The 16,995-nt window shown below is 64.7% G+C and carries 14 protein-coding genes; 8 read left to right on the plus strand and 6 right to left on the minus strand.

Features of this window, described 5'->3' with window-relative positions:
* Positions 1 to 181 precede the first annotated feature (181 nt).
* The 3 genes from FJ986_RS06355 (at position 182) to FJ986_RS06365 (ending at position 4,480) form a co-directional block, all read left to right on the plus strand.
* Positions 182 to 2,554 (plus strand): aldehyde dehydrogenase family protein, encoded by a 2,373-nt coding sequence (locus FJ986_RS06355; RefSeq protein WP_140655207.1) that lies wholly within the window; start codon positions 182 to 184, stop codon positions 2,552 to 2,554.
* A 179-nt stretch (positions 2,555 to 2,733) separates the two neighbouring features.
* Positions 2,734 to 3,465 (plus strand): SDR family oxidoreductase, encoded by a 732-nt coding sequence (locus FJ986_RS06360; RefSeq protein ID WP_140514227.1) that lies wholly within the window; start codon positions 2,734 to 2,736, stop codon positions 3,463 to 3,465.
* 169 nt (positions 3,466 to 3,634) lie between these two features.
* On the plus strand, positions 3,635 to 4,480 hold the full coding sequence (locus FJ986_RS06365) for a fumarylacetoacetate hydrolase family protein (protein ID WP_140514225.1): 846 nt from the start codon (positions 3,635 to 3,637) through the stop codon (positions 4,478 to 4,480).
* Positions 4,481 to 4,666: 186 nt separating this feature from the next.
* On the opposite strand, the gene FJ986_RS06370 is transcribed toward FJ986_RS06365, so the two are convergent.
* The 6 genes from FJ986_RS06370 to FJ986_RS06405 all read right to left on the minus strand — a co-directional run bounded on the left by FJ986_RS06370 (position 4,667) and on the right by FJ986_RS06405 (position 11,767).
* Entirely contained in the window at positions 4,667 to 5,665 is a 999-nt protein-coding gene (locus FJ986_RS06370) for an ABC transporter ATP-binding protein (protein ID WP_140514224.1), read from the minus strand.
* 226 nt (positions 5,666 to 5,891) lie between these two features.
* On the minus strand, positions 5,892 to 6,953 hold the full coding sequence (locus tag FJ986_RS06380) for a Gfo/Idh/MocA family oxidoreductase (RefSeq protein WP_140524301.1): 1,062 nt from the start codon (positions 6,951 to 6,953) through the stop codon (positions 5,892 to 5,894).
* 241 nt (positions 6,954 to 7,194) lie between these two features.
* The gene (locus FJ986_RS06385; protein ID WP_140524303.1) at positions 7,195 to 8,034 is read right to left on the minus strand and encodes a carbohydrate ABC transporter permease; all 840 of its coding nucleotides are present in this window, start codon (positions 8,032 to 8,034) and stop codon (positions 7,195 to 7,197) included.
* 226 nt (positions 8,035 to 8,260) lie between these two features.
* Complete coding sequence (locus FJ986_RS06395; protein WP_140673724.1) at positions 8,261 to 9,190, minus strand: sugar ABC transporter permease; 930 nt, start codon at positions 9,188 to 9,190, stop codon at positions 8,261 to 8,263.
* Positions 9,191 to 9,439: 249 nt separating this feature from the next.
* Positions 9,440 to 10,699, minus strand: a complete 1,260-nt coding sequence (locus tag FJ986_RS06400; protein WP_140491603.1) for an ABC transporter substrate-binding protein — start codon at positions 10,697 to 10,699, stop codon at positions 9,440 to 9,442.
* 117 nt (positions 10,700 to 10,816) lie between these two features.
* Positions 10,817 to 11,767: an N-acetylmuramic acid 6-phosphate etherase gene (locus FJ986_RS06405; protein ID WP_140491605.1), complete on the minus strand. Its 951-nt coding sequence runs from the start codon at positions 11,765 to 11,767 to the stop codon at positions 10,817 to 10,819.
* Between the two features lie 200 nt (positions 11,768 to 11,967).
* On the opposite strand from FJ986_RS06405, the gene FJ986_RS06410 reads away from it, so the two are divergent.
* Genes FJ986_RS06410 through FJ986_RS06430 form a run of 5 tightly spaced genes read left to right on the plus strand, consistent with a single transcriptional unit; the run spans position 11,968 to position 16,971 of the window.
* Positions 11,968 to 12,846, plus strand: a complete 879-nt coding sequence (locus FJ986_RS06410) for an N-acetylglucosamine kinase (protein ID WP_140628542.1) — start codon at positions 11,968 to 11,970, stop codon at positions 12,844 to 12,846.
* A complete protein-coding gene (locus FJ986_RS06415) occupies positions 12,843 to 13,625 on the plus strand; it encodes a GntR family transcriptional regulator (protein ID WP_140491609.1) in 783 nt (260 codons plus the stop codon). Before FJ986_RS06410 ends, FJ986_RS06415 begins: the two co-directional genes overlap by 4 nt.
* Positions 13,622 to 14,674, plus strand: a complete 1,053-nt coding sequence (locus FJ986_RS06420; protein ID WP_140491611.1) for an SIS domain-containing protein — start codon at positions 13,622 to 13,624, stop codon at positions 14,672 to 14,674. Before FJ986_RS06415 ends, FJ986_RS06420 begins: the two co-directional genes overlap by 4 nt.
* Positions 14,671 to 15,849: an N-acetylglucosamine-6-phosphate deacetylase gene (gene nagA / locus FJ986_RS06425; RefSeq protein ID WP_140673726.1), complete on the plus strand. Its 1,179-nt coding sequence runs from the start codon at positions 14,671 to 14,673 to the stop codon at positions 15,847 to 15,849. The genes FJ986_RS06420 and nagA overlap by 4 nt, the downstream gene beginning before the upstream one ends.
* A 9-nt stretch (positions 15,850 to 15,858) precedes the next feature.
* On the plus strand, positions 15,859 to 16,971 hold the full coding sequence (locus FJ986_RS06430) for an NAD(P)/FAD-dependent oxidoreductase (protein WP_140673728.1): 1,113 nt from the start codon (positions 15,859 to 15,861) through the stop codon (positions 16,969 to 16,971).
* Positions 16,972 to 16,995: the final 24 nt, after the last annotated feature.

Here is a 16,995-nt window from a genome sequence, read left to right on the forward strand (position 1 = left end):
CTACCGGACATCTCCCCCACACGGGGGGAGATCACGCGCTTCCTTGTTTTCGTCCATTTTCAACGTCGCAAGGGCAGCGACACGCTGAAACTGCCAATCTCCCCCCTTGTGGGGGAGATGTCCGGCAGGACAGAGGGGGGCGCGACAGAGCGCTTGCCGAGGCAATTATCTGGAGGGCCCCATGAACATTCTCGAACGCTATCACGCTATGGAATACGGTCCGGCGCCGGAAGCCCGCAACGAGGCCGACGCCTGGCTTGCCGCGCGCGATTTTTCCAAGGCACTGTTCATCGACGGCACCTGGAAGGCGGCTGGCAGCGGCAAGACCTTCGAGACCAGCGAGCCTTCTTCCGGCAAGCTGCTGGCCAAGGTCTCGGATGCCGGAGCCGCCGACATCGACGCGGCGGTCGCGGCGGCCGCGAAAGCGCTGCCGAAATGGTCGGCATCCTCGGGCTATACCAGGGCCAAAGTGCTCTATGCCATCGGCCGCGCCATGCAGCGCCACCAACGCCTGTTCGCGGTGCTTGAGACGATCGACAATGGCAAGCCGATCCGCGAGAGCCGCGACATCGACGTGCCGCTGGCGATCCGCCACTTCATCCATCATGCCGGCTGGGCGCAGGCGCTGGACAGGGATTTCCCCGGCCAGAAGGGCGTCGGCGTCGTCGGCCAGATCATCCCGTGGAACTTTCCGCTCTTGATGCTGGCCTGGAAGATCGCGCCGGCACTTGCCGCCGGCTGCACGGTGGTGCTGAAGCCGGCCGAATTCACGCCGCTGACAGCCATCCTGTTCGCCGAAATCTGCGAACGCGCCGGCGTGCCGAAAGGCGTCGTCAACATCGTGCAGGGCGGCCCGGAAGCGGGTGCGGCCATCGTCAACCATCCCGGCATCCAGAAGATCGCCTTCACCGGGTCTTCCGAAGTCGGCAAGATCATCCGCAAGGCTACCGCCGGCTCGGGCAAGAAGCTGTCGCTGGAGCTTGGCGGCAAGTCGGCCTTCATCGTGTTCGAGGACGCTGATCTCGACAGCGCCGTCGAAGGTCTGGTCGACGGCATCTGGTTCAACCAGGGACAGGTCTGCTGCGCCGGTTCGCGGCTGCTGGTGCAGGAAGGCATCGCCGAGGCGCTGATTGCCAAGGTCAAGATGCGAATGAGCCGGTTGCGCGTCGGCAGCCCGCTCGACAAGAACACCGATATCGGCCCGCTGGTCGATCTGACGCAGCTCGATCGCGTCAAGGGCCTGGTCGCCGAGGGCGCAAAACAGGGGGCGGTCTGCTGGCAGCCGGATGCGGCGCTGCCCTCATCCGGCTATTACCATCTGCCGACCCTCGCTACCGGCGTTTCGCCGGCTAATGTTCTCGCCCAGGAAGAAGTGTTCGGCCCCGTTCTAGCGGCCATGACGTTCCGCAACACCGAGGAAGCAATCGAGCTCGCCAACAACACCCGCTATGGCCTTGCCGCTTCGGTGTGGAGCGAAAACGTCAACCTCGCTTTGCACGTCGCACCGCAATTGAAGGCCGGCGTGATCTGGGTCAACGGCACCAATATGTTCGACGCCGCCTGCGGCTTCGGCGGCTATCGCGAGAGCGGTTTCGGCCGCGAGGGCGGGCGCGAAGGCATGTTCGAATATCTCACGGCAAAGCTGCCGCTCGGCCTGGTCATCAAGCCGGCGACAGTCTCGGCACAACCCGTTGAACAGGCCGATGGCGCAGCAATCGACCGGACGGCAAAACTGTTCATCGGCGGCAAACAGGTTCGGCCCGATGGCAACTACTCGCTGGCGGTTGTCACCGCCAAGGGCAAGCTTGCCGGCGAAGTCGGCTTGGGCAACCGCAAGGATATACGCGATGCCGTCTCCGCGGCGCGGGCCTGCAAGAGCTGGCCGGAGGCGACCGCCTACAACCGCTCACAGGTGCTCTACTATCTGGCGGAAAACCTCTCCGGCCGGGCGGAGGAGTTCGCCGCCCGTCTCGTCCAGCTCACGGGCGCGACCGCCAAGGCGGCACGCGACGAGGTCGACCAGTCGATCGAGCGGTTGTTTCTCTATGCCGGACTTGCCGACAAGTTCGAGGGGCGCGTGCACCAGCCGCCGGCACGGGCGGTGACGCTGGCCTTGCATGAGCCGGTTGGCGTCGTCGGCATCGTCGCGCCCGACAGTCAGCCGCTACTCGGGTTTATCTCGCTGGTCGCGCCGGCGCTGGCGATGGGCAACACGGTGGTCGCGGTGCCTTCGGAGCGCTATCCGCTGCTCGCCACCGACTTGTATCAGGTCATCGAATATTCCGACGTGCCTGCCGGCGCCATCAACATCGTCACCGGACGCACGGCCGAACTTGCCGGCGTGCTGGCCAAGCATGACGATGTCGATGGGCTCTGGCTGTTCGCCGATGCCGACACCTGCGCCAAGGCGGAGGTCGAGTCCGTCGGCAACCTCAAACGTATCTGGAGCGGCAATGGCCGTAGCCTCGACTGGGCCTCGGAAGAAGCCGCTGGCGATGTTTTGCTGCGCCGCGCCGTCGAGGTGAAGAACGTCTGGGTGCCCTACGGCGACTGACGTTCCATGCTGTCACGATGGAGATCGGGTTCGGGCTTGACGCTCGGGCTTATGTTCTTTAACGAGAAAAAACATCTTTATCTGTGAACTGACAGAGCAGGCCACATCATGGCCTGTGACTGGCACATGACGCCTTCGCAGGCCGCCGATAAAGGCAGTTAACCCAGGAGGAGAACAGCATGGCGGATCTGGCAGGCAAGGTCGTCGTCATCACGGCAGCGGCGCAAGGCATCGGCAAGGCAAGCGCGCTCGCCTTCGCCAAGGCAGGAGCTACCGTCCATGCCACCGACATCAACGAAACGCTGCTGGCGGAACTCGCCAAGACTGCCGGGATCAAGACACGCAAGGTCGACGTGCTCAATGACGAGGCGGTCAACACCGCCTTCGCCGGGATCGGCCGCGTCGACGTGCTGTTCAACTGCGCCGGTTTCGTCCACTCCGGCTCGATCCTGGAGATGAAGGACAGCGATCTCGATTTCGCTCTCAACCTCAACGTTCGCGCCATGATCCGCACCATCCGCGCCGTGCTGCCCGGCATGCTGGAGCGCGCAGACGGGTCGATCATCAACATGGCCTCGCTGGCGAGTTCGCAGAAGGGCGTGCCGAACCGTTTCGCCTATGGTGTCACCAAGGCTGCGGTGATCGGCCTGACCAAGGCAGTCGCGGCCGACTATGTCGGCAAGGGCATACGCTGCAACGCCATCTGCCCCGGTACGGTCGAGAGCCCGTCGCTGCAGGATCGCATGCACGCGCAGGGCGATTATGAAGCCGCGCGCGCCGCCTTCATCGCGCGCCAGCCGATGGGCCGGCTCGGCACGCCGGAGGAAATCGCCGATCTGGCCGTCTATCTGGCCGGCGCCACCTACACATCCGGGCAGGCCTACAATATCGATGGTGGCTGGTCGATCTGACCGGATCGAGGAGTCTGAAAATCCCGCTCACCGGCGATCACTATATGGTGTCCGCGCTTGCCCTGGATCAGGCCGGTGGTACGGTCCGCCGGCTTCCCAAACGGGAGCCATTCGTTTCGGTGAAGAGTTTGCAAAAGGCCGCGAGGCCGCAACCAGGAGAAGGGTTTAAATGAAACTGCTGCGCTATGGCGAGGTGGGGAGCGAACGTCCCGGCCTGCTCGATGCGGATGGGACGATCCGCGACCTCTCCGCCCATGTCGCCGACATTGCCGGCACCACGCTTCACCCGGCCTCGCTGGAGATGCTGTCCAAGCTCGACGCAAAGTCGCTGCCGGCGGTTTCCGGCAAGCCGCGGCTCGGTGCCTGCGTTGCCGGCACCGGCAAGTTCATCTGCATCGGCCTCAACTATTCCGACCACGCCGCCGAGACCGGCGCCACCGTGCCGCCGGAGCCGATCATCTTCATGAAGGCCAGCTCGGCCATCGTCGGACCGGACGATGACGTGCTGATCCCGCGCGGCTCGGAGAAGACCGACTGGGAGGTCGAGCTCGGCGTCGTCATCGGCAAAACGGCAAAATATGTCAGCCAGGCCGATGCGCTCGATTACGTCGCCGGCTACTGCGTCGCGCACGATGTCTCCGAGCGCGCCTTCCAGGCCGAGCGCCAGGGCCAATGGACCAAGGGCAAGAGCTGCGACACGTTCGGCCCGACCGGCCCATGGCTGGTGACCAAGGACGAGGTCTCGGATCCGCAGAACCTGAAGATGTGGCTGACCGTCAACGGCAAGACCATGCAGAACGGCTCGACGAAGACCATGGTCTACGGCGTCGCCTATCTTGTGTCCTATCTCAGCCAGTTCATGTCGCTGCATCCTGGCGACATCATTTCGACAGGCACGCCGCCCGGTGTCGGCCTGGGCATGAAGCCGCCGGTGTTCTTGAAGGCCGGCGACGTGGTGGAGCTGGGCATCGAAGGGTTGGGCCAGCAGAAGCAGACGTTCAGGGCTGACGCATAACTTTCACAAGTCGCGCCGCCCCTCATCTGGCTGCCGCCATCTTCTCCCCGTAAAACGGGGAGAAGGACGCTGTCGTTGCTGCTTTCGCCAATCGCCGGCGCTGGAGCTATCTTCCTTCTCCCCGTCACTATACGGGGAGAAGGTGCCGGCAGGCGAATGAGGGGCAGCGCCAACTATGTTGCGATACTACTTCAGCACCTTCCCATCCGCGCCAAACCGATAGGTCTTCGCCGGATCCGGCGTTGCATAAAGTGTCGCCCCCGGCTCGGCGTCATAAACACCGAAAATGCGCACGGTGATCAGCCCGGCCTTCTCGCAGTCGAGATAGAGATTGGTGTCGGCGCCGAGGTGCTCGGCATGCACGACCGTGCCTTTCCAGGCGCCGGATTTCGGGTCGACAGTCAGATGCTCCGGCCGCACGCCGATGCTCTTGGCGGTTTCCCCAAGCCTGGCGCCGTCGATGAAGTTCATCTTCGGCGAGCCGATGAAGCCCGCGACAAATTCGTTCGCCGGCGAATTGTAGAGTTCCATCGGTCCGCCGATCTGCTCGATTTTCCCGGCATTGAGCACCACGATCTTGTCTGCCAGCGTCATCGCCTCGACCTGGTCGTGGGTGACGTAGATCATCGTCGCCTTGAGGCGGCGATGCAGCTGCGCGATTTCCAACCGCGTGTTGACGCGCAGTGCCGCGTCGAGATTGGACAAAGGCTCGTCGAACAGGAACAGCTTTGGCTCGCGCACCACGGCGCGGCCGATGGCGACGCGCTGGCGCTGGCCGCCGGAGAGTTCCGCGGGACGCCTTTCCAGATAGGGCTCAAGCGACAGCATGGACGAGGCGATGCCGATGCGGCGCTCGATCTCGGGCGCCGGCGTGCCGGCCTGCTTGAGGCCAAGGCCCATATTGTTCTTCACCGTCAGGTGCGGATAGAGCGCATAGGTCTGGAACACCATGGCGATGCCGCGCTTGGCCGGCGGCGTAGCCGAGACATCCGCGCCATCGATGACCACCCGGCCCGAGGTCGAATCCTCCAGCCCGGCGATCACCCTCAGCAAAGTCGACTTGCCGCAGCCCGAGGGGCCGACGAAGACGACGAATTCGCCATCCGTCACCTCGAGGTCGATGCCCTTCAGCACCTCGACCGGGCCGAAGGCCTTCTTCACATTCTCGATCTTCAGCGAGCCCACGGCAGTCCTCCAAATTGATGAGTGGGCGCCAGGGCGCCTCCCTCTGTCCTGCCGGACATCTCCCCCTCAACTGGGGAGATTGGCAGCTTTGACGCTGAAACACTCTTTTTGACGTTTGTGATCGGCGAAGGCCATGCCGACAGCTGATCTCCCTCCTTGAGGGGGAGATGGCCGGCAGGCCAGAGGGGGGCGCCGTAGACCGCAACCCCTGCCGCTAGCTCCCTTTTCACAATCGCACCGCCTTCCCGCTGCGCACGCTCTCGTCGGCGGCAAGGCAGACGGCGAGCGATTTCACGGCGTCGTCCATATGGCGGGTGAGATCGATATCCTCGCGGATCGCCTTGAGGACAAAAGCCTGTTCGAGATCGCAGAGATCCTGGTGGCCGGGTTCGCCCTCCATCGACAGCATCTCGTCTGGCTTGGCGAACTTGCCGTCCGCGCCGGTTTTCGCACTGTGCAGGCGAATGGTCGACGTCTTGGTGTGAGTGTCGATGTCGTCGGACTTAACGCCTTCCTTCATGACGATCGACACGCAGCCCGTCGGCGAGATGACATCTTTGACAAAGAACGCGGTCTCCGAAATCATCGGTCCCCAGCCGGCCTCGTACCAGCCGACCGAGCCGTCATCGAACAGCACCTGGAGGTGGCCGTAATTGTACATCGTGGGCGCCACCTCCTCGGTCAGCCGCACGCCCATGCCGCGCACCTCGACCGGCCTGGCGTCGGTGATCTGCAGCATGACGTCGAGATAATGCACGCCGCAGTCGACGATCGGCGAGGTCGTGCGCATCAATTGCTTGTGCGTCTCCCAGGTATGGCCAGAGGACTGCTGGTTGAGGTTCATGCGGAAGACATAAGGGCCGCCGAGCTTGCGCGCCTCGGCGATCAGCCTGATCCAGGACGGGTGGTGGCGCAGTATGTAGCCGATCACCAGTTTCCTGCCATTGGCCTTGGCGGCCGCGACGACGCGCCTGGCGTCGGCCACCGTCGTCGCGAGGGGCTTTTCGACGAAGACATGGCAGCCGGCCTCGAACGCCCTCACCGCATAGTCGGCGTGGCTGTCGGAATAAGTGGCTATGCAGGCGACATCGGGCTTTTCGTCGCGCAGCGCATCGTCGAAGGAGCGCCTGATGCCGTAGCCCGACAGCCCATTCGGCAGCGGCACGTCGGAGCGGTTGATCAACGCGGCGATCTCGAAGCCCGGATTGGTGTGATAGGCGAGCGCATGGCTGCGGCCCATATTGCCGAGGCCGGCGACGACGACGCGAAGGGGCGTTTCAGAGTTCACCGAGCTGCTCCAGATATCCTGATTTCTCTTGAGAGGGTGTCACCCCACCCGGCGCTACGCGCCGACCTCCCCATCGAGGGGAGGTAGGACGTCGGCGTGACCCCCGCCACGCTCAAAGAGGCTTCTCCGAAACGTGTCCCTTGGCCGTCGTGAATGAAGCCGTGACCTTCGACCTCCCCATGATGGGGAGGTCGGCGCGAAGCGCCGGGTGGGGTGAAGGCTCCAACAGAGATTTGTCCGCTCACTTGACGGCTCCTGACGTGATGCCGCGGATCAGCTGCCGCGAGAAGATGACGTAGAGGATCAGCACCGGCATGATCGCCAGCGAGAGCGCGGCCAGGATGGCGTTCCAGTTGGTGACGAACTGGCCGAGAAAGAGCTGCGCGCCGAGCGTCACCGTCTTGGTCTCTTCCGACGGCGCCAGGATCAGCGGGAACCACAGATCGTTCCAGATCGGGATCATGGTGAAGACGGCGACTGTCGCCATCGATGGCCGCACCAGCGGCAGCACCAGCCGGAAGAAGATGGTGTATTCCGACAGGCCGTCGATGCGGCCGGCGTTCTTCAGGTCGTCCGACACCTGCCTCATGAATTCCGACAGAATGAAGACGGCCAGCGGCAGGCCTTGCGCGGTGTAGACCAGGATCAGCGCCGTCAGCGTGTTGACCAGCCCGCTCGCCACCATCAATTGCAGGATGGCGACGGTGGCCAGCCGGATCGGGATCATGATGCCCAGCGCCAGATAGAGGCCCATCAGCGTATTGCCGCGAAAACGGTATTCCGACAGGGCGAATGCCGCCATGGCGCCGAACAGCAGCACGAAGAACAGCGAGGCGACGGTGACGACGAGGCTGTTCTGGAAATAGTGGATGAAATCGCCCTGGCCGATCACCGTGGTATAGCCGATCAGGTCGAAGGTCTTTGGCGTCGGCGGTGTCAGCGGCGCGCCGAATATGCCGGCGCGGGATTTGAACGAATTCATGATGACCAGGATCACCGGGAACAGCGCGATCGCCGTGTAGGTCAGCAGGATCGCATGAGCGCCGATCGTGCGGGGCAGCGAACGGGTGGCGGTGCTCATTGGATGGTCTCCTGAGGAGCTACTTTGCCGAGGAACAGCACCCAGCCACCCCCCTCTGGCCTGCCGGCCATCTCCCCCGCAAGGGGGGAGATTGGCAGCTTTGGCGCCGACACATCTCCTGCATCGCTGGTGGCTGGCGAAGGCCGTGACAACAGCTGATCTCCCCCCTTGCGGGGGAGATGTCCGGCAGGACAGAGGGGGGTGCTCAAGCTCGACATATCGCCCCCTAAAACTGATATCGACGCAGGCGCGTCTGGATGAGGAAGAGGTAGACGCAGACACCGCCGAGGATGATCAGGAACATGATCGTGGCGATGGTCGCGCCCATGTTGGGGTCGCCGACCTGCAGCTGGAAGCCGAAGAATGCGCGGTAGAGGAAGGTGCCGAGAATGTCGGTCGAATAATTCGGTCCGGCGAGCGCGCCCTGCGCGGTGTAGATCAGGTCGAAGGCGTTGAAATTGCCGACGAAGGTCAGGATCGAGATGATGCCGATCGAGGGCAGGATCAGCGGCAGCTTGATCTTCCAGAACTGCGACAGGCCGGTGATGCCATCGCATTCCGCCGCCTCTATGACCTCATTGGGGATCGACAGCAGCGCGGCGTAGATCAGCATCATGGGGATGCCGACGAACTGCCACACCGAGACCAGGCTAAGCGCGGTCAGCGCATACTGCTCCTTGCCGAGCCATGGCGTGAACAGGCTTTTAAGGCCGACCAGGTCCATCATGTGCGGTGCCACGCCCCATAGCGGCGACAGGATGAGCTTCCAGGCGAAGCCGACGATGACGAAGGACAGGATGGTCGGCACGAAGATCGCCGTGCGGTAGAAGGCCGAAAAGCGCAGCCTGGGGCTGGACATAAGTGCGGCCAGCAGTACGCCGATCGGGTTCTGCACCAGCATGTGGATGATGAAGAACCAGACATTGTTGCGCAGCGCGTTCCAGAAATTCACCGACCAGTTTGGATCGCCGAACAGGGTGCGGAAGTTTGCCAGCCCGACGAAGACCTGGGATTGCTCGATGTTGCGGAACAGCGACAGCTGCAAAGTGCCGGCGAGCGGCAGGATCATGATCGCCGTATAGACGAGCACCGCCGGCGCCAGGAAGACGGCGATATGCCAGCGGATCGGTCTTTTCGGTCGTGCTTGTGCGGCCATGAGTTCGGTCCCCACCGATCAGGTCTGGGAAAATGCTTTCGACAACAGCGGTGCCCCTCATCCTTACCCTCTCCCGGTGAAGAACGGAGAGAGGAGGTCGCCAGCGTTGCGGCAACTCCCTTTCTCACCGTCACTGTACGGGGAGAAGGTGCCGGCAGGCGGATAAGGGGCGGCGCCGTCCTTCGCAGTCGATGCTATCGAAAAACGCTGGGCCGTCCACTTGGAACGGCCCAGCTCATTGCCCGAGCCTTACTTGGCGGGCTTGTACCAACTGTCGAGGCCGTCCTGCAGCTTCTTGGCAGCGGCTTCCGGCGTATCGGTGCCGTTGATGACATTGGCCGATTCGACCCAGGTCTCGTTCTCGAGGTTCGGCGTGCCGCGCGACAGGATCTGGTAGGTCGAGCGAATCGTCGACTTGCACTTGCCGCGCCAGGAGACGAATTCCTGGGCCAGCGGGTCCTCCATCTTCACCGGCGAGGAGTTCAGGCTGAAGAAGCCCGGCAGCGCGTTGGCGTAGATGGTGGCGAAATCCGGCGAGGCGACCCAGGACAGGAAGGTCTTGGCCGCATCCGCATGCTTGGAGCCCGCATTCAGGCCCATGCCGATGTCGGTATGGTCGGAGATGTAGCAGGTGTCGCCGGCCTTCTCGACCGGCGGCGGGAAGGCGCCCATCTTGAACTGGGCCTGGGTGTTGAACAGGCCGATTTCCCACGAGCCGGCCGGGTAGATGGCGGCGCGGCCGAGCGTGAACAGGTTCTGGCTGTCCGGATAGGTCTGCGCCTCGAAGCCGTCGCCGAGATAGGGCTTCCACTTGGCCAGTTCCTCATAGGGCGCCACCCAGTCCTTGTCGGTCAGCTTCTGCTCGCCCTTGATGAGGGCCGCGCGGCCTTCCTCGCCCTTCCAGTAGTTGGGGCCGATGTTCTGGTAGCCCATGGTCGCGGCTTCCCAGAGATCCTTGGTGCCCATCGCCATCGGGATGTAGGTGCCGTCGGCCTTGATCTTGTCGAGCGCGGCGAAGAACTCGTCACGGGTCTCCGGCACCTTGATGCCGAGCTTGTCGAAGGCGTCCTTGTTGTAGATGAAGCCATGGATGACCGACGCCATCGGCACGCAGAAGGTCGCCTTGCCGTCGTCGGTCTGCCAGGCGGATTTGGCCACCGGCGAGAAGTTGTCCATGCCCGGCAGCGAGGAGAGGTCCGCGAGATTGCCCTTCTTGAACAGCTCGAGCGACTTGTCGAACGGGCGGCAGGTGATCAGGTCGCCCGCCGAACCGGCGGCGAGCTTGGCGCCGAGAGCCGCGTCATATTCGGTCGGCGCCGAGGGCGCGAACACCACCTTGATGCCGGGGTTCTTGGCTTCGAAAGCCGGGATCAGCTTGTCCTTCCAGATGGCAAGGTCGTCGCCGCGCCAGCTTTCGATGTTGAGCGTTACGTCCTCGGCGTAAGCCACCCCGGCGGAGCCGAGAATGCTGGTGCCCAGAAGCAGTGCCGTCAGTAGTTTCGTTGTCATGCTCAGTCTCCCTGTTGACCTTTTTCAGGTTCGGTTTTGATGAGAACAGAGGCGTTGCGCCCCTTGCTCCCCTCGCAAGCCTGCTTCACCCCGATGGACACCGGGATGAAACAGGCTCTATTTCTTTGTTCGAGCATGATCTTTTCCGAGAAGCGGTCTCCACTTTTCGGGATCATGCCCCAGCGCGGAAAGGGCCGGCCGCAGCTTCTGGCCGGCCTCTTCCAGTATCTTCTGCGCCGTGTCGGCGCTGTCAGCGCCGGCGGCAAGCAGAATGGCGGTCTTGACCGCACCGCCGCTCTTTTCGAGCAAACGGGCCGCGTCGTCGCGGCTGCCGCCGCTGATGGCCGCGACGATCCGCGCCGCGCGGTCGCGCAGCTTGCTGTTGTCGGCCATGAGATTGACCATGTAGCCGTCATGGACATGGCCGAGATGGATGGCGGCGAGCGTCGACAGCATGTTGAGGGCGATCTTCTGGGCCGTGCCGGCGCCCATGCGCGTCGAGCCGGCGATCACTTCCGGCGGCGTTTCGAGCAGGATGGCGGTTCCAGACAGACGCAGCAGAGCCGAGTCCCGGTTGTTGGCGATGCCGATGGTGGCCGCACCGCGACGGGCGGCTTCCTCGATCGCCCGCAGTGCATAGGGCGTCGTACCACTGGCCGAGATTGCGATCAGGCAGTCGCCCTTGCCAATGCCGGCGTTGGCGACCGCTGTCGCGGCCTCCTCTTTATCGTCTTCGGGGCCGCCGGCCAGCGTTCTGAAGGCCTCATCGCCGCCGGCGATCAGGATGGCGATGCGGTCGCGACGGATGCCGAAGGTGCCAGGCAGTTCCAGCGCATCGGCAAGCGCCATCAGGCCGGAGCTGCCGGCCGCGGCATAGGCGAGCTTGCCGCCGCCCTTCAGGCTACCGGTGATGATCTCGGCCGCTTCGGCGATGGAGGGAATGGCGTTGCGCACAATCTTCGCCGCCTCGACCTGCGCATCGGCCAGCGAAGCAAGGATGGCTTCGGGAGCCTGGATATCCAGCCCCTCGGCATTCCTGTGCAGCGCTTCGGTGCGCGTTTCGGCCATCCCAATTCCTCCAATTCGGAAAACAATACCAAAAAAATACCACTTGTCCACACGCATTAACGAATTCGCCGCACCGAAATCGCTGGCGCAGGTAAATGGCCAAGTTTTTCAGTGAAATACGCTCTAATCTTTTTTGCAGCGGAAATTAACCCTTGGCTATTGGTATTTTATTGGTATTATCGGCCTGGAGGAGAAATCACGTGAAATTCGTGCTTGGCATCGATGGCGGCGGCACCAGCTGCAGGGCGGCCCTGGCAATGGCGGACGGCACGGTGCTCGGCCGCGCCAAAAGCGGCGCCGCCAACATCCGCACCGACCTGACCGGCGCCCGGTCGAACATCGTCGAGGCGGCGCGGCAAGCCTTTGTCGCGGCTGGCCAGGATCCGGACCTGATCCCGCAAACACCGGCCATTCTCGGCCTCGCCGGCGCCAATGTCGGCACCTACCGGCAGCAGCTCGAGGCGATCCTGCCGTTCAGCACCAGCCGCGTCGAAACCGATGCCGAAATCGCGCTGGAAGGCGCGGTCGGTTCCGGCGACGGCGCCATGGCGATCCTCGGCACCGGCACCGCCTATATGGCGCGCAAGAACGGCAAGTCGCGTGCCATCGGCGGCTGGGGCTTCCAGGTCGGCGACCAGGGCAGCGGCGCCCGCATCGGCCGCGACCTGCTCGAACAGACCCTGCTTGCCCATGATGGCGTGCGCGCGCGCACGCCGCTGACCGATAGCATGATGGCCGTGTTCCGCGACAATCCGGAGGATGTGGTCGAATTCACCACCAATGCCAAGCCCGGCGATTTCGGCGGCTTCGCCCCCAAAGTGTTCGAACATGCCGAAAAAGGCGACGCGGTCGCCAACTGGATCCTCGACAAGGCAGTCGCCGATGTCGAGGCCTCGCTCGGCGCGCTGGAGTTGGCGGACGACGCGCCGCTCTGCCTGCTCGGCGGGCTGGCGCCGCTCTACGCGCCGCGCCTGTCTGCACGCTACCGGGCGCTGCTTCGGGAGCCGCTCGACGATGCGCTCGGCGGCGCCGTGCAGATGGCGGTCCGCCTGTTCGCGCCGAGGGGAGCGGCTCGATGAGCGACGCCGCCGACCAGATCTTCGCCGCGCTGAAACAGTCCTCGCAAAGCGGTGCGCCGCTCTACCTGCAACTGCGCAAAAGCATTGAGGATGCCGTCAATCGCGGCCTGATCGGGCCCGGCGACGCGCTGCCTTCCGAGCGCGACATCGCCATCAAGGCCGATATTTCGCGCGTCACCGTGCGTAAGGCGGTGCAGGACCTCGTCAAGGGCGGCATCCTGGTCCAGCGCCACGGCTCCGGCACCTTCGTGGCGCCGCGCATGGAGCGGGTCGAGCAGTCGCTGTCGCGGCTGACCTCCTTCACCGAGGACATGGCGCGGCGTGGCATGGTTGTGCGCTCGGCCTGGCTCGACCGCGGCCTTTACGCGCCCTCGCCCGACGAGATGATGGTGCTCGGCCTTTCGTCGAACGAACTGGTGGCGCGCGTGGCGCGCCTGCGCATCGCCAACGACACGCCGCTGGCGATCGAGCGCGCCTCGCTGTCGGCCAGCGTGCTGCCGGACCCCGCTGGAATTGGCTCCTCGCTCTACGCAGCCCTGGAATTGACCGGCAACAGGCCGGTGCGCGCGGTGCAGCGCATCTCGGCCGCCAATCTCGGCGACGGCGACGCGCGCCTGCTCGAAGTGCCGCCGGGCATTGCCGGCCTGCACATCGAGCGTATTTCCTATCTGGCGAGCGGCAAGGTGATCGAGTTCACCCGCTCCATCTACAGGGGCGACGCTTATGATTTCGTCGCCGAACTGCGGCTGACAGGGCCGAGCGAAGAGGGCCGACCATGACGACCGAGCCGAACAAATCGACGGAGCCGACCCATATGCGGCGCGAGATCGAGGAGATCCCGCAAGCCGTCGCCCGCCTGCTCGACGGTTCCGGTGCCGTACTTTCCGAAGCCGGCCGCGGCATTCGCGAGCGCGACCCGCATTTCGTCGTCACTGTGGCGCGCGGCTCGTCCGACCATGCCGCTACTTTCATGAAGTACGCGGTCGAACTCACCGCCGGTCTTGCGGTGGCTTCGGTCGGCCCTTCCATCGCTTCGATCTATGGCCGCAAGCTCAGGCTCGGCGGCTCCGCGTGCCTGGCCATCTCGCAGTCGGGCAAGAGCCCCGACATCGTCGCCATGGCCGAAACCGCACGGGCAGGTGGCGCGCTGACCATCGCCGTCACCAACACCGCCGATTCACCGCTGGCGCGCGCCTCGGACCATGCGATCGACATCCTGGCCGGGCCCGAGCGCAGCGTCGCGGCGACCAAGACCTTCGTCAATTCCGCTGTCGCCGGCCTTGCTCTGATGGCGCATTCCACCGGCGACGAAGCGCTTCTCAAGGCGCTTGCCCGCTTGCCCGAGCATTTCGGCAAGGCGATCGCTTGCGACTGGATGAGCGTGCTCGTCGAAACGATCGAAAAGCAGAAGTCGCTGTTCATCCTCGGCCGCGGCCCATCCGCGGCGATGGCTAACGAAGCGGCGCTGAAATTCAAGGAAACCTGCGGCATGCATGCCGAGGCCTACAGTGCTGCCGAAGTCATGCATGGCCCGCTGGCGCTGATCGGCCCCGATTTTCCGGTGCTGGCCCTGGCCGCGCGCGACGCATCCGAACCGTCCGTGGCCGAAGCCGCCGACAGCCTGGCGGCCAAGGGGGCGCCGGTCTTCGTCACCTCGATGCTGGCGAACAAGGCCACACGCCTGCCGCATGTCGCCACCGGCCATCCACTGACCGATCCGCTGACGCTGATCGTGTCCTTCTACGTGTTCGTCGAGGCCCTTGCGCGCCACCGCGGCCTCGACCCGGATACGCCGCGCAACCTTCGCAAGGTGACGGAGACCGTATGAGCGACCGTTTCGCCCTGACTGGCGCCCGTATCTTCGACGGCGACGACTGGCATGACGGTCATGCCCTCGTCGTGCGCGACAGCCTGGTCGAGGCCATCCTGCCCACCGGCGCGCTTGCCGCGGATATGCGCCGCGTCGACACCGGCGGCGGCATGCTGGCGCCGGGCTTCGTCGACATCCAGGTCAATGGCGGCGGCGGCGTCATGCTCAACGATCACCCCGATGTCGCCTCGATCGAGACCATCTGCCGGGCGCATGCGCCGTTCGGCACCACGGCGCTGCTGCCGACGCTGATCACCGATACGGCTGATATCACCGCCGCGGCGATTGCCGCCGGCGAGGCGTCGGCACTGCGGAAAGTGCCGGGGTTCCTCGGACTGCATCTGGAAGGTCCGCATCTGTCGATCGCCCGCAAGGGCGCGCATGACCCGGCGCTGATCCGGCCGATGACGGACAAGGACGAGGCGATGCTGATCGCGGCGCGAGGCAAGCTCCCGGTGCTGCTCACCACGATCGCACCCGAATCCGTCGAGGCGGCCCGCGTGACGGCCTTGGCCAAGGCCGGCATCATCGTCAGCCTCGGCCATTCCGACACCGGCTACGCCACGGCCAAAGCCTTCGCCGAGGCCGGCGCCAGCGTGGTCACGCATCTGTTCAATGCCATGAGCCAGATCGGCAACCGGGAGCCGGGACTGGCGGGCGCCGCCATCGACATCGGCGGCCTGTCCGCGGGACTGATCGCCGACGGCATCCATGTCGATCCCGCCACCATCGCAATAGCGCTGCGGGCCAAAGAGGGGCCGGGCAGGATCGTGCTGGTCACCGACGCCATGGCGACGATCGGCACCGACATGACCTCCTTCACGCTCAACGGCCGCACCATCTACCGCAAGGACGGCAGCCTGCGGCTTGCCGATGGAACGCTGGCCGGCGCGGATCTCGACATGATCTCGGCTGTGCGCTTCACTCACCGCAGCGTGGGCGTGGAGCTTTCCGAGGCCTTGCGCATGGCCTCTCTTTATCCGGCGCAGGCGATCGGCCAATCGCACCGGCTCGGCCGCTTCGCCAAGGGCACCGCCGCCGACATCGTTTCGCTTTCGAACGATCTCGACATCAAAACCGTCTGGATCGGCGGCGACAGGGTTTTTTCGACCAGCGCCGGCGGGCAACGGTGAAAGCCGGCCATGGCTGACGTCGATTGCGTCGTCGCCGGAGCCGGCGTCGTCGGGCTCGCCATTGCCAGGGCGCTCGCCTTGTCGGGCCGCGAAGTGCTGGTTATCGAAAAGGCCGCCTCGATCGGCACCGTCACCAGCTCGCGCAATTCGGAAGTCGTTCATGCCGGGCTCTATTACGCGCCCGGAAGCCTGAAGGCGCGTTTCTGCGTCGAAGGACGCGAACGGCTCTATGCCTATTGCCGCGAGCGTGGCATCGGCCATCGACGCACCGGCAAGCTGATCGTCGCCGTCGGACCGGGCCAGCTGCCTCGGCTCAATGCAATCCGGGCCAATGCGGAACAATGCGGCGTCGACGACCTCGACTTGCTGACCGCCGCGCAAGCAGAAAGCCTCGAACCGGCGCTGAGCTGCGCCGGGGCGCTGCTGTCGCCGTCGACGGGCATCGTCGACAGCCAGGGGCTGATGCTGTCGCTGCGCGGCGACGCGGAGGCGGCCGGTGCGTCGTTCGCCTTCCTGACCGCCGTCGCAGCGGCGACGGTCGAGGCCGATGGGATTCGTATCACCACGCGCGATGGCGACGGCGAGACGTTCGCGTTGAAAGCCGGCGCTTTCGTCAACGCCGCAGGGCTCGACGCGCAGGCGCTGGCCGGCCGCATCGAAGGGTTCCCGCAAGAGCTCGTGCCGCCGCTCTGGCTGGCGCGCGGCAACTACTTTTCGCTTTCGGGCCGCTCGCCATTCTCGCGGCTGATCTATCCAGTGCCGGTCAATGGCGGCCTGGGCGTGCATCTGACCCTCGATCTTGGTGGCAGCGCGCGCTTCGGCCCAGACGTCGAATGGATCGGCCAGGCGGACTATACGGTGGATCCCGGCCGCAGCGCGGTCTTCTATGACGAGATCCGGCGCTATTGGCCGGATCTGAGGGACGGCGCCCTGCTGCCGGCCTATGCCGGGATCAGGTCGAAACTATCGGGCCCGAACCAGCCGGCGGCCGACTTCATGGTGCAGGGTCCGGCCGACCACGGCGCGGGCCGGATCGTCAACCTGTTCGGCATAGAGAGCCCGGGCCTGACGGCAAGCCTGGCGCTGGCCGAGCATGTCGTCGGTCTCTTGTTCCCCCGATAGTGCCCAGGCGATCGCACGAAACTG

The sequence above is a fragment of the Mesorhizobium sp. B1-1-1 genome (assembly GCF_006442955.1).
GTDB lineage: Bacteria > Pseudomonadota > Alphaproteobacteria > Rhizobiales > Rhizobiaceae > Mesorhizobium.

Bases quoted from the DNA above. Each gene is read 5' to 3' on its own strand.
- FJ986_RS06355 (WP_140655207.1), top strand. From the start codon at position 182: ATGAACATTCTCGAACGCTATCACGCTATGGAATACGGTCCGGCGCCG.
- FJ986_RS06360 (WP_140514227.1), top strand. From the start codon at position 2,734: ATGGCGGATCTGGCAGGCAAGGTCGTCGTCATCACGGCAGCGGCGCAA.
- FJ986_RS06365 (WP_140514225.1), top strand. From the start codon at position 3,635: ATGAAACTGCTGCGCTATGGCGAGGTGGGGAGCGAACGTCCCGGCCTG.
- FJ986_RS06385 (WP_140524303.1), bottom strand. From the start codon at position 8,034: ATGAGCACCGCCACCCGTTCGCTGCCCCGCACGATCGGCGCTCATGCG.
- FJ986_RS06395 (WP_140673724.1), bottom strand. From the start codon at position 9,190: ATGGCCGCACAAGCACGACCGAAAAGACCGATCCGCTGGCATATCGCC.
- FJ986_RS06400 (WP_140491603.1), bottom strand. From the start codon at position 10,699: ATGACAACGAAACTACTGACGGCACTGCTTCTGGGCACCAGCATTCTC.
- FJ986_RS06405 (WP_140491605.1), bottom strand. From the start codon at position 11,767: ATGGCCGAAACGCGCACCGAAGCGCTGCACAGGAATGCCGAGGGGCTG.
- FJ986_RS06415 (WP_140491609.1), top strand. From the start codon at position 12,843: ATGAGCGACGCCGCCGACCAGATCTTCGCCGCGCTGAAACAGTCCTCG.
- FJ986_RS06420 (WP_140491611.1), top strand. From the start codon at position 13,622: ATGACGACCGAGCCGAACAAATCGACGGAGCCGACCCATATGCGGCGC.
- nagA (WP_140673726.1), top strand. From the start codon at position 14,671: ATGAGCGACCGTTTCGCCCTGACTGGCGCCCGTATCTTCGACGGCGAC.
- FJ986_RS06430 (WP_140673728.1), top strand. From the start codon at position 15,859: ATGGCTGACGTCGATTGCGTCGTCGCCGGAGCCGGCGTCGTCGGGCTC.